Here is a 12,244-nt window from a genome sequence, read left to right as displayed (position 1 = left end):
GTTATGCACGCTGAAGAATATGGCGAACTGCAGCGTCTTGTAGACGCACTCTATGCAACCGAAGAAACTGTTAGCAGCGTTGACGTGGTCGTTCGTGCAGAAATGGACGATCTTGCCCCGGACCTTATTGAGGTTGTTGAGCTGCTTCCCGCCGGAAATTACAAAAGAGGGCGTCTGTGCGATCAATTAAATTCCATCATTACCGCACATGGCTGGGGGTATATATACGGTACGGTTGAATAGCTCTTCACCTATTTGGAAAGGACTATATTTTAATCGCAGTATTCAGGTTCAATCCAACATCTCAAAGGGGAACCATGAACGAGCAGCGCATCGCCATCATTACCGATTCCGGAACAGACACTCCAGCAGACTTTATTGCTCAGCATGATATTCGCGTCATTCCGCTTCGTATTAACTATTCCGACGGAACCGCCTATGAAAGTGGCGTAGATATCTCTGTTGAAGAAGTCGTTCGACGTTTTGATACAGAAATCCCTACGACCTCTCTTCCCTCACCCATGAAAATTCATGACACTTTTGAGAAGGCGCGCAAAGATGGCTATCGTGCCGCTGTCGTAGTAACTATTTCTTCAGGTCTTTCTGCAACCTATGAAACCGTCCGCATGGTTGCCCGCCACATTGAAGATTTTCCTATTGTGGTAATTGATACAAAAAGCATTGGCGCAGCCGCAGGTCTGATTGTTATGGAAGCTGCACGGCAAATCGAAGCCGGCATGCCTTTGGAGAGTATCTCTAGTGTTCTTTCAGCCGCATGCGAACGAACACGTGTGTACTTCTCGGTACAGAAACTTGATTTCTTGCGCAAAGGCGGACGTATTAGCGAAGCGGTCTATCGCATTGGCTCGATGCTCAATATCAAACCAATTCTTACCTGCAATGAGCAGGGAACCTATGTGATTGAGAAAAAGGCGCGCGGGTGGAAACGCGCAATTGAGACACAGATCGACCTTATTGCAGAACAAGCCGCCCGTTGGCAGCGTACTCGCGTTGTGATTTGTACCTATGATCCGAATCTCCGCAAGGAGCTTGAGACAGCCATTCGTGCCCGTATTGGCAATATGGTGGAGCTCATTCTTTCTGGCATCTCAGCAGACCTGTTGGTACACACTGGCCCAACATTGGTTGGCATGGCGATAGAAGGTCTTTAAGAAGCGCTCTTCATATGTGCTGCCAGCTCGCAAATGATGTCAGCGCAACGTTCTGCTGAGCGCTTCTCAAAGATGGGATAGAGCACCTTTTTAGAGCCGTCTGCCTTGTCTGAAATCACTCGCACCACAACAAAAGGAACATTGTTAAGCCAGCACACCTGGGCTATAGAGGCGCCTTCCATCTCACAGCACATCGCGTCAAAATGCTCACGGATATTCTGCTTACGTGCGTAATCAGAGACAAACTGATCGCCTGATGCCACGCGACCCTCAAAGACAGAAATACCTGGTACAACTACACCGCACGCTTTAATAGCAGCCTGTCTCAGGGTCTCATCAGCCTCAAACGTATCAACGTTCAGCTGCGGAATCTCCCCCAAGGCATATCCCAGGCCTGTGGCATCCATATCGTGATGCACGACATCGGTTGATACCACAACATCGCCAATTTCAATCCGATTATCAAGCGAGCCTGCCACACCTGTATTGATCACATGGCTCACTTCGTAACAATCGACAAGAATCTGTGCACATGCAGCAGCATTAACCTTGCCCACGCCACAGCGCACCACTACTGCAGGAAGACCATGTAAGACGCCCTCACAAAATTGCATATGTGCTCGCTCAAATGTATGAGCCTCTTCCATACGGTCACGTATGGTTGCAACCTCTACATCCATCGCACCAATGATTCCGAGCTTCATGGTCTATCCTCTCACAGCAGCATTTTGCAAATTTACCTATGCATCCACACGCACTAGAGGCGCAAAGCCTTTCATCAGTTTCTTCTTTTTGCCGGTCCGGCTAAACAATACTTCAATGGTATCGCCTTTAACCCCTGTTACCACTCCCGGTCCAAAAGTCTTGTGAGAGACATGATCTCCTTCGGCAAACGTCTCGGCAGCACGACGAGCGTCGGGCCGAATAGGTGTCGGTGCACTTTCGCGTCGAGAAGAGAGACTTGACGAACGAGTGGCGGAACCAAAGACGCGACCGCCATACATTTCGGAACCTCGACCACTGCCAAAGGTGCCATGTCGATCGCCCCGCTTTTCCCAGCCGAGCCCAGAAAAACCAGCTGAACCAACGCCTACTGTTCTTATATGCTCCTCAGGAATTTCATTCAGAAAGCGACTGCGAGGATTTGCCTGAGTGGAACCAAATGCACGGCGGGTTACCGCATAGGTGAGATAGAGCTTGCGCTCTGCACGCGTAATAGCAACATACGCAAGACGTCGCTCTTCTTCCAAAGATGCTGGATCAGCTTCGTGTGCGGCATGCGGAAAGATTCCTTCCTCCATACCTGCGACAAATACAACCGGAAACTCAAGTCCCTTTGCCGAGTGAACTGTCATGAGGGTAACAGCACTGGTAGATCCGGCTAAGGTATCAAGATCGCTTCTTAAGGCAAGCCACTCCATCAAAGCGGGCAGCTTTGCTGCTGCTACTGCAGGAAGAGTCGGCTGAGCCTCAGAAACTTGCGAAGACTTCTCAGGGTTGCTCTCTGGAGCTCCTTCAAGCGCTCCTGCAGCACGCAATTGCTCTAAGCTTTCAAGCGTTTCGGTTGCATCGACATGTTCCTCATCAAACTCAGCAGCAACGCCAAAGAACTCTCGGATATTTTCTACTCGCCCTTCAGCTTCCGGTGTACCCTCCGCACTGAGCGCAGCTATCAACCCGCTTTTTTCAACAATTGCTTCCACAACATGAACAAGATCGCCTGTTATGTGGCGCCCAGCTTCAATCGCGGTACAAAACTGAGTAAGCGCATTTCGTACCTTGGCACTGAGAAGTCCGGCTTCTGTAGCACATGCTTCTGCCGCCGAGAAAAACGAGAGATTGTGTTCCGCTGCATAAGCAGAAATTTTTGCAACTGAGGTGGTACCAATACCACGGCGCGGCGTATTGATAACGCGCATGGCACTGACATCATCTGCAGGATTTACAACAAGCTTGAGATACGCCATTACATCGCGAATCTCTGCTCGATCAAAAAAGCGTGTGCCACCAACAATCTTATACGGCACTCCAGCACGCAAAAACATGTCTTCGATGGTTCTCGATTGGGCATTGGTTCGATAGAAAACTGCCATGTCATCAAAACTCATGCCCTTATCGTGGAGCTTATCTATTTCAGAAGCGATCCAACGTCCTTCGTCGCGTTCGTCGGAGGCCTGATACACACAGACTTTGTCTCCGTCCCCACGCGAGGTAAACAGCCGTTTTGGAGTTCTACGAGAATTGTTAGCAACTACTGCGTTTGCCGCGCCAAGAATATGACCTGTCGAACGATAGTTTTCTTCGAGCTTGACCACCTGTGCATCAGGATAATCACGCTGAAAATCCAAGATGTTACGAATATCGGCACCACGCCATGAATAAATCGACTGATCGTCATCACCAACAACCATAAGATTGCGATGTGCCGAAGCCAGAAGATTCGTTATGAGGTACTGCACGTGGTTTGTATCCTGATACTCGTCAACAGAAATGCGCAGAAAACGCTGCTGATAACGCATAAGCACATCGGGGTTCTTGCTGAGTAGCTCATAAGCATTAACCAAAAGATCATCGAAGTCCATCGCATTGGAACGCCCAAGCCTGCGCTGCAATTCACGATAGACCTGCGCTGTCTTGGCAATAATGGGTGCATCAGCACTGTCTGCCATCTCTTCAGGCCCTATCAAAGCGTTCTTCGCGGACGATATACGTGATCGTATGGCCGGTAAAGGATATTGCTTTTGATCAATGTTTAAATCAGCCATGATGGAACGGACAAGCCGTTTTGAATCATCGTCATCGTAAATAGCAAAGTTCGGTTCATACCCCAGCAAATCGGCATCTTCGCGCAAGATACGGACACACATTGCATGGAAGGTACACACCCACATTCCACGCGTTCCACCAGGCAACAAGGCAGCCAAACGTTCACGCATTTCGGCGGCAGCCTTATTTGTAAACGTGATTGCCAGTACCTGCCAAGGACAAATACCTTCATCAGAAATCATATGAGCAATACGATAGGTAAGCACGCGCGTCTTACCTGAGCCCGCACCCGCAAGCACCAGCAAAGGACCACGTGTGCACTCCACAGCAGTTCGCTGAGCTGGATTGAGGCCAGACAGATCCACTGACTGCGACCCATAATCAGAAGTTGATACTGTTTCTTCTGAAAACAGCCGTGAACCAGTGTTTAAATCGTTGCTCATATACATGCTCCCGAGTAATAAACCGTCACAAAAACCGCTTGGGTTTTCTTACTTTCACACGAATCTTTAAGTTTAGCGGCATTACGACACTTTATGGCTAATAAGCTTTTATAGGCACTAAACATACAAGCGTTTTTTATACCTATTGCGCTATAGTCGTTCCCTAAACCCAATATCAACAACAGAAATCTCTTTATCTCGGTTTGTTGTTCTTTAAACGCAATGAAAGGTTCACGATGGCTCAGTGGATTCTTAAACATTTTGTCTCTGGCGATAGTGAAAATGTTTCACCAAAAGATCGTAGCCGCGTTGGAACCGCTGCAAGTATTGTCGGAATAATCGCCAACATTGCCCTGTGCCTTATGAAAGGTCTTGTTGGCCTTATGGTGGGCTCTGTTTCTATCGTGGCAGATGCTGTTAACAACCTTTCCGATGCCTCCAGCAACATTATTTCGTTCTTAGGCTTTAAGCTCGCAAGTCGACCAGCAGATGATAAACATCCCTATGGACATGGGCGCTATGAGTACCTCAGTGGTCTTGTAGTAGCAACGCTTGTGAGCGCTATTGGCATCGAGTTAGTGCTTACTTCAGTTGATAAGATCGTTCATCCACAGCCTACAGACTTTGGCATTCCTGTCATTGTGGTCCTCGTACTTTCCATCTTCATAAAGCTCTGGCTAGCACACTTCAATCGAGCCTTGGGACGCGCAATCTCATCCACCACACTGGAAGCAACTGCCGTAGATGCTCGCAATGACGTCATAAGCACCGCAGGCGTTTTAGTAGCTGCCGCACTCTCCGATGCCACCGGCTTTGATCTGGATGGTTGGGCAGGTGTTGTTATTGGCGCTTTTGTCATCTTCAGTGGCCTCAGCCTCATACGAGATACGCTCAATCCCCTGCTTGGACAAGCACCTGACCCAGCATTAGTGAAGCATATTCATGACACCATCATGAGCTATCCCGGAGTCTTGGGAACTCACGATCTGATGGTGCATGATTACGGTCCAGGACGTCTTGTAGCAAGCGCTCATGTAGAGATGGCTGCTGAAGAAAACCCAATGGAAAGCCATGACACCATAGACAATATTGAAGAGCATTTTCGTCAGGAAGGTTTGATCGTCATTCTTCACTACGACCCAATTGTCACGAATGATGAATCGGTTAAAACCATGCGTGGCTGGATCGCAGAAGCGATTTTATCCATAGATTCACGCCTGACAATTCATGATCTACGAACTGTTCCGGGACCAACTCACACCAACGTTATTTTTGATGTGGTGCGCCCCCATGATTTACCTCTGGACGATGATGAGCTCCGTGACGCAATTTCTAAGATTGTGACAACACGCTATCCAAACGCTATTTGCAAAATCACCGTTGACTCGAGTTACGTGAGCGCTGTCTAAGCAACATTTCACTTTCAAAGACACCTCATACCGAGCGTGTTAAATCAACTCCGCTCTAACATCCATAAGACTGAAAGAGCACTAGTCTCCCTGTTGTACAACTTCGCTACGCAGGGAGCACCGTATGCACCAAATACTTTTCTTTTCTGATAAAGAGTTTCATGAACGCGCAGAACATATGCTTGAGAAGCTCGGGCTTGCCAATGAGGTGTCCCTTAAAATCGTCGCGAGTAAACAATATGCAGCGCCCACGCCCGAAGATCTTAATGGATGTGAAGCCTTTATAAGCGAAAGTGCTCTTATTACGGCAGAGGTAGCTGAAAACCTTCGTCAAGCTGGAATAAGATGCTGCTCGGTCATGTCTATTGGCATGAACCATGTAGATGTAGATGCTTGCACTAAGAATGGCATTATTGTTACCAATTGCCCTGGTTACTGTGCTGAAGAAGTGGCTCTTCATACCGTGGCACTCATGCTGGATCTTATGCGCAATATCTCAATGGGCTATCAATCCGTGCTAGAAGGCAACTGGAATCCACGTGTAGGTATTCCCACACACAGGCCCGCCGGACAAACACTTGGCCTTGTCTTCTTTGGCAGAATTGCTCAACAGGTAGCTCCTCTCGCTCAGGCACTCGGAATGAACGTTGTTGTATGGGCACCAACAAAAAGTAAAGAAGAGCTTGCAGCTGCAGGATGTAAACAGGCAGAGACACTTGAGGAGCTCCTCATCCAGTCAGATGTTGTAAGCCTTCACTGCCCTCTCATACCTGAGACAAAAAATCTTATGGGCGAAAAAGAGTTTGAACTCATGAAGCCACATGCGCTGTTTATCAATACCGCACGGGGAGAATGTGTTGATGAAGACGCCCTTCTCAACGCGCTGAATACAAGCATTGCTAGCAATGGTGAGAAGGGCATTCTTGCCTGTGGACTCGACACGGTATGCGGTGAATCCAACCACTCATTTAACCGAAAGCTTATTGAACATCCACGGAGCCTTGTAACGCCGCACTTGGCCTATAACTCAGAAGAAGCGGTTGATGCTCTCGTGCGCATGACCATCGAAGCTGCCGCCCAATTCGTCGTAGAGCACCGCATACCCGACAATGCCTACAACGCCGAAGATCTTATAAAAGCTGGCACGTTACCACTCTAGTTGCAGCATCACAGAGCTTGTAGGAGTGCTTGGCAACCTTCAAGAATATCATCAAAGGTTGTATCAAAATCACCTGAGTACCAGGGATCAGAGATATCGCGAGGATTATCTGACCAGTCGAGTAGCAAATGAATTTTGCCATCTGGATCTGATCCAAGCATGCGACGCATATTACGCAGATTCAAAGCATCCATTCCAACGATAAGATCATAGGTATCGTAATCTTTGCGCGTGAGCTGTCGTGAGTAGTGTTTCCCGCAAGCTATGCCCTGATCTGCAAGCTTACGGCGCGTGCGAGGATCAACAGGATTTCCCAATTCTTCAGTGCTTGTGGCAGCTGAATCACATTGAATCTCATCACTTTTGCCAGCCTTGGCAACCAGATCTTTCATAACAAACTCCGCCATTGGTGAGCGGCAGATGTTGCCGTGGCAAACGAACAGTATCTTTGTCATCTTCTATAACCTCTCAGATAGTTAGAAACATTGTCTAGCGCACTACAGTGAAGAAAATGATTACGACAATACCTAAAGCAATGCGATACCAACCAAAAGGCTTGAAGTCATGCTTGCGGACAAACCCCATCAGAAAACGGATAGCGGCAAGCGAAACAAGAAATGCTACAAGGCTGCCTACCAGTAACACCATAAGCTCGTTTGATGTAAATACATTCCCTTCGAGCAGGTACTTTCCAAGACGAAGAGCACTCGCTCCAAACATAACAGGGATGGCCAGATAAAAGGTGAACTCAGCAGCCACAGACCGTGAGCAGCCTAAAAGCAGGCCACCGATAATGGTCGAACCAGAACGAGAGGTACCCGGCACAAGTGAAAGCACCTGAAATGCTCCAATTCCAATTGCTGTTTTCCATGGCATGGATGCCAAGTTCGTAACACGCGCATCGGCATCGGCCAGCACGGCTAAAGAGGTTGGCTCCTCAGCTGTTGAATGGGCAAAATGTGCGCCACGGTAACCGGCGGTTTCCGCTTCGGCAAGCTGACGTGCTCGCATTTCTCGACGCTGTTCAATCACGATAAAAGCAATGCCATAAACAATGAGAGCCGCAGCAATAATAAAAGGGCTACCCAAATAGAGCGTCATAACATCATCGAGTGGAATACCGATAATTGCAGCGGGTAGGCAGGCAACGATGATTTTTGCCCAAAGACGCCAGGTATTTCGCCGTCCCTCAACACCTTTAGACGGGGCAAAGGGATTGAGCGGTTTAAAGAAGAGTATGCAAACGGCAAGGATAGCTCCAAGCTGAATTACTACGAGAAACATATCCCAAAACTGTGGCGATACATCAAGAGGTAAAACCTCTTCAAGAAGCAACATATGACCCGTTGAAGAGATGGGCAACCACTCGGTAATACCTTCAACAATGCCAAATAGAATAGCTTTGAGCAGCTCGATTATATCCACGGATATTCAGCCTTCCACCAACTACCGATTCTTTTACGCGCTTCATTATGAACCAGCTCATCGCAAGACGGAACCCTCCTCGCAGAATACCCATCTCAGATTTACGAGCAATAGTCCAAACAGAAGGGTTGCTGTCATGCTACTTGCCGCCGACCAATGTTTCCACCGGCAGTTTTTTTGCTATAGCTACTAATACGACGGGGTACGTTATCGGTAATGGTTCGTTCTACGACGTATATGCGTCAACTCGTCGCGAGGAGGTTCTCATGGCAGACCACAACGAGCTTGGATACAAAAAGATATTCGTTGCCCTCGACGGAACAGAACAACAGGATGAAGTCTTTGCACGTGCCACAAGAATTGCCGCCGCTAATGAGGCAAAACTTTATGTCGGCCATGTTATAGACTCAACTGTCCTTGAAACAGCAGGCACATTTCCACCAGACCTTATTGCCGAACTGGAACGCTCTTTTCGCGGTTCAATTGCCGACGGCGTTACAGTGGCAGAAGCAGAACAAGCCATTCCAGAGGTTAAGGTTTGCGTAAAGTGCGGACGAATTCGCGAGACTCTTATGGACGATATGCTCGATATCATTAAGCCAGATCTCGTAGTTTGCGGCGCCCGTGGATTATCCAATATAAAGTATGCGCTCTTGGGCTCTATTTCGGCATTCCTTGTGCGCAATGCTCCCTGTGATGTGCTTGTCGTTAAGTAACAAATCTGCTCGTACATCTGTAAAACACATGGCGATCTTTTCCTGCATCTTTGGATGCTGAGGGTATCTGCGTGTGAGAGGGGTACCATCTCTATCAGCATTTTGGTAAACATACAGTCTGACACGTCATAACACTGTTGTGTAATAGGGAGAACTCTATGCACCTCTCAGAAACTTCTACACATACCTCAGCAGACGCTGAACACGAAACAAAAAACTTCCTGGAGCCAATGGCGGCATTTGCTCCAGGAACTACCCATGCTGGTTTTGTTGTAGAGCAAACAGAACCCATTGCCGAACTCTCTGGCTACGCTTATATCATGCGTCACCAAGCGACAGGCGCACGCCTCATGTGGCTTGCATGTCCTGATGAGAACCGCGCTTTTTCTATTGCTTTTAAAACACCGCCTGCGGATGATACGGGAGTCTTCCACATTCTGGAACACTCTGTTCTCTGCAGCTCGGAACACTTCCCCGTTAAAGAACCGTTTGTAAACTTGCTCAAGACCAGCATGCAAACGTTTCTCAACGCACTCACATTTCCAGATAAAACAATGTATCCAGTTGCATCCACCAATGAACGTGACCTCATGAATCTGACGGATGTATACCTCGATGCTGTACTACATCCAAATATCCTTACGCGCCCTCGTATTTTTGAACAAGAGGGCTGGCATTACGAGCTTGAAGATGCCGGTAATAATGAGAAACACCTTGTGTACAACGGTGTTGTATTCAATGAGATGAAGGGTGCACTCTCAGACCCAGATGAAGTTCTCTTTGAACAGCTCAATCGCAAGCTCTTCCCTGATACTTGTTATCAATATGAAAGTGGCGGCGATCCAAAGGCCATTCCGTCACTGAGTTATGAGAACTTTATTGACACATGGCGTCGCCACTACCAACTTCCAAACAGCTACACCATTCTTTATGGCGATCTTGATATCGAACAGATGCTTGCATTTATCAGTAAGCGTTTTGATGAGGCTGATAATAATTGTTCTGAAGGCCCAAACCCACTGGATATGCAGGCACCTCTTACACCCGCTCCTTCTCAGGTGACTATGCAAACTGCTCCAGAGAATGCCTGTGTTGGTTTGGGTTATGTCGTAGGCACTTCTCAAGATCGCAACCGTATTCTCGCCGTGGATGTCTTACTCGATGCCATCATGGGATCGAACGAAGCTCCTCTCAAGCGTGCTCTTCTCGATGCAAACCTTGGCGATGATATTGCAAGCTATTTGATGGATGGTCTCGCTCAACCGCTCATTTTGATTCAGCTTAAAGGAGCACATGAGGGAGTTGCAAATGCCTTCCGTGAGTTATTCGAAAAAGAATGTGCCCGTCTCGTAAAAGAAGGTATTGGTCGCGAGCGTTTGGAAGCGTCACTTGCGCAGGCAGAGTTTAATCTTCGAGAGGGTGATTTTGGCTACTACCCAGATGGCGTCGCCCTTGCCATGCAAGCGCTTTCAAGCTGGCTCTACGACGATACAAATGCGACAGCATACCTGCACTACGAAGAAGCTATCGCACAGATGCGCGAGCATCTAGACGATGGATGGTTCGAAGCACTTCTGCAGGATATTATCTGTGAAAGCAATCATCATGCCGCAGTCGAGCTCATTCCTTCAGAAATTGATAACGAGCAAAACGAGAGCCATAAGCTTGCTGTTATTGCCGAGGAAATGGGACCAGAGGGGCTCGCTGCTGTAGCAGATGAAGTGGCAGCACTCAGAGCAGAACAAGAGGCACCTGATGCTCCCGAGGCATTAGCCCTTCTCCCCCAACTTGGAATTGAAGACATTGGCAAAGCTCCCGCCGATCCTCCACAGCATGAGCAAACCGGTTATGCTGCACCATGTTTCGTGCACGATGTACCCTGTCGTCACGTTGATTACATCCACGCGTACTTCGGTCTGAACTGTGTAACTTGGGAAGATCTTCCTTATGTTTCGGTGCTCTGCGACCTGCTTGGCAGACTCGACACAACATCTCATAGTGCCTCTGAACTCGATACGCTTGTTGAAACCAACTTGGGATCCCTCTCATTTTTTGTAGAGACGTATGCGTATGAGGATGGCACTCGCCAAGCTCGGCCAACACTTGTAGTTGCAACAAGTGCGCTCGCTGAACGCGTTGAAGCTGCAGCAACAATTCCTGCTGAGGTGTGGTCGCAAACAGTCTTTACCGACAAAGGCCGTATTCGCGATATTTTGCAACAGCGTCGAGTTGCAATGGAGCAAGCCTTCACAGGATCGGGACACGCCGCAGCACTGTCACGAGTAAGCTCATATTTCTCTCGCGCTGCTCTCGTTTCCGAACAAGTTGCAGGTGTTGATCAATACCTCTTCCTCAAAGATCTACTTGCTCATTTTGACGAACGATTCGAAAGCCTTACGAATAAGCTCACACAGCTTGCTCAGACTATTTTCTCTCAAGATAATGTCGAGATTAGTTTTGCAGGCACCTCTGAAGAACTCGACCGCTTCTGGAATGCAGCGGGAACATTACGTCTCTCTGCAGAGGCTCATGTAGATCGTCTCGTTATTCCTGAGCCACAAATCCGCAACGAAGCTTTTTGCGTGCCATCCGGTGTGGTATTTGTCGGTGAAGGCATGGACGGCTATACCTCAGGTTGCAAACCCGATGGTGCTTGGCAGCTTGCTGGACGTACCCTTTCATATGACTACTTATGGAACGAAGTGCGCGTAAAGGGTGGAGCCTATGGCTGTGGGTTTGGCGTTACCAATCAAGGCATTGCACGGTTCTATTCATTCCGCGATCCGGCGGTCGATGCAACAGTTGAACGTTTTGAGCACGCAGCAGATTGGCTCTCTTCTTGGAATCCATCTAAGACAGAATTCGTTGGCTACGTTGTTTCAACGGTCGCTGGCATGGATGCACCGGCTAAACCACGTGCAATTGCTCGTCGCCAAGATATGGAACGCTTGAGCAAGCGTCCTGCCGGTTGGCGTGAACAAATACGTTCTGAGGTACTTTCAGCCACACCAACCGATGTACAGGCTCACGCAGAAGCGCTTCGAAGCCTTCCTGCAAAACGCGGCGTTTGTGTCTTTGGAGAACGCTCGCTCATTGAGGCATCAAACATACCGCTTACCGTTTGTGATCTCATGAAAGCTGAATAGGGCAAACG

10 protein-coding genes are annotated in these 12,244 nt (G+C 48.3%); 6 read left to right on the top strand and 4 right to left on the bottom strand.

The features are described 5' to 3' along the window. The first annotated feature begins 3 nt into the window (after positions 1-3). Together ACQY6Y_RS05520 and ACQY6Y_RS05515 are read left to right on the top strand one after the other, a co-directional pair. The gene (locus ACQY6Y_RS05520) at positions 4-243 is read left to right on the top strand and encodes a hypothetical protein (protein ID WP_428379312.1); all 240 of its coding nucleotides are present in this window, start codon (positions 4-6) and stop codon (positions 241-243) included. A gap of 74 nt (positions 244-317) precedes the next feature. Next, a complete protein-coding gene (locus tag ACQY6Y_RS05515; RefSeq protein WP_428379311.1) occupies positions 318-1,172 on the top strand; it encodes a DegV family protein in 855 nt (284 codons plus the stop codon). On the opposite strand, the gene ACQY6Y_RS05510 is transcribed toward ACQY6Y_RS05515, so the two are convergent. Next, positions 1,169-1,876 carry a 5'-methylthioadenosine/adenosylhomocysteine nucleosidase gene (locus ACQY6Y_RS05510; RefSeq protein WP_428379310.1) on the bottom strand — a complete coding sequence of 236 codons (708 nt, stop codon included), beginning with the start codon at positions 1,874-1,876 and terminating at the stop codon, positions 1,169-1,171. The two genes, ACQY6Y_RS05515 and ACQY6Y_RS05510, sit on opposite strands and share 4 nt — an antisense overlap. Before the next feature lie 36 nt (positions 1,877-1,912). Further along, a complete protein-coding gene (locus tag ACQY6Y_RS05505; RefSeq protein ID WP_428379309.1) occupies positions 1,913-4,381 on the bottom strand; it encodes an ATP-dependent helicase in 2,469 nt (822 codons plus the stop codon). A 236-nt stretch (positions 4,382-4,617) separates the two neighbouring features. Here ACQY6Y_RS05505 and ACQY6Y_RS05500 point away from each other — a divergent pair, with 236 nt between their 5' ends. Together ACQY6Y_RS05500 and ACQY6Y_RS05495 are read left to right on the top strand one after the other, a co-directional pair. Further along, complete coding sequence (locus ACQY6Y_RS05500) at positions 4,618-5,790, top strand: cation diffusion facilitator family transporter (RefSeq protein ID WP_428379307.1); 1,173 nt, start codon at positions 4,618-4,620, stop codon at positions 5,788-5,790. A gap of 124 nt (positions 5,791-5,914) precedes the next feature. Continuing rightward, complete coding sequence (locus tag ACQY6Y_RS05495; protein WP_428379305.1) at positions 5,915-6,949, top strand: C-terminal binding protein; 1,035 nt, start codon at positions 5,915-5,917, stop codon at positions 6,947-6,949. 8 nt (positions 6,950-6,957) lie between these two features. Here ACQY6Y_RS05495 and ACQY6Y_RS05490 read toward each other — a convergent pair whose 3' ends face one another. After that, positions 6,958-7,404: a low molecular weight protein-tyrosine-phosphatase gene (locus tag ACQY6Y_RS05490; protein WP_428379304.1), complete on the bottom strand. Its 447-nt coding sequence runs from the start codon at positions 7,402-7,404 to the stop codon at positions 6,958-6,960. A 34-nt stretch (positions 7,405-7,438) separates the two neighbouring features. Beyond that, on the bottom strand, positions 7,439-8,374 hold the full coding sequence (locus tag ACQY6Y_RS05485; protein ID WP_428379303.1) for an undecaprenyl-diphosphate phosphatase: 936 nt from the start codon (positions 8,372-8,374) through the stop codon (positions 7,439-7,441). A gap of 266 nt (positions 8,375-8,640) precedes the next feature. On the opposite strand from ACQY6Y_RS05485, the gene ACQY6Y_RS05480 reads away from it, so the two are divergent. Together ACQY6Y_RS05480 and ACQY6Y_RS05475 are read left to right on the top strand one after the other, a co-directional pair. Continuing rightward, positions 8,641-9,090: a universal stress protein gene (locus ACQY6Y_RS05480; RefSeq protein WP_428379302.1), complete on the top strand. Its 450-nt coding sequence runs from the start codon at positions 8,641-8,643 to the stop codon at positions 9,088-9,090. 158 nt (positions 9,091-9,248) lie between these two features. Next, complete coding sequence (locus ACQY6Y_RS05475) at positions 9,249-12,236, top strand: insulinase family protein (protein WP_428379301.1); 2,988 nt, start codon at positions 9,249-9,251, stop codon at positions 12,234-12,236. Positions 12,237-12,244 lie beyond the last annotated feature (8 nt).

Source organism: Olsenella sp. Marseille-QA0557, assembly GCF_965119725.1.
GTDB lineage: Bacteria > Actinomycetota > Coriobacteriia > Coriobacteriales > Atopobiaceae > Coprovicinus > Coprovicinus avistercoris.
Note: the sequence above shows the minus strand (reverse complement) of the source record. Positions and strands in the feature narration are given on the sequence as shown.

Bases quoted from the DNA above. Each gene is read 5' to 3' on its own strand.
- ACQY6Y_RS05505 (WP_428379309.1), bottom strand. From the start codon at position 4,381: ATGAGCAACGATTTAAACACTGGTTCACGGCTGTTTTCAGAAGAAACA.
- ACQY6Y_RS05490 (WP_428379304.1), bottom strand. From the start codon at position 7,404: ATGACAAAGATACTGTTCGTTTGCCACGGCAACATCTGCCGCTCACCA.
- ACQY6Y_RS05475 (WP_428379301.1), top strand. From the start codon at position 9,249: ATGCACCTCTCAGAAACTTCTACACATACCTCAGCAGACGCTGAACAC.
- ACQY6Y_RS05495 (WP_428379305.1), top strand. From the start codon at position 5,915: ATGCACCAAATACTTTTCTTTTCTGATAAAGAGTTTCATGAACGCGCA.
- ACQY6Y_RS05480 (WP_428379302.1), top strand. From the start codon at position 8,641: ATGGCAGACCACAACGAGCTTGGATACAAAAAGATATTCGTTGCCCTC.
- ACQY6Y_RS05510 (WP_428379310.1), bottom strand. From the start codon at position 1,876: ATGAAGCTCGGAATCATTGGTGCGATGGATGTAGAGGTTGCAACCATA.
- ACQY6Y_RS05520 (WP_428379312.1), top strand. From the start codon at position 4: ATGCACGCTGAAGAATATGGCGAACTGCAGCGTCTTGTAGACGCACTC.
- ACQY6Y_RS05515 (WP_428379311.1), top strand. From the start codon at position 318: ATGAACGAGCAGCGCATCGCCATCATTACCGATTCCGGAACAGACACT.
- ACQY6Y_RS05500 (WP_428379307.1), top strand. From the start codon at position 4,618: ATGGCTCAGTGGATTCTTAAACATTTTGTCTCTGGCGATAGTGAAAAT.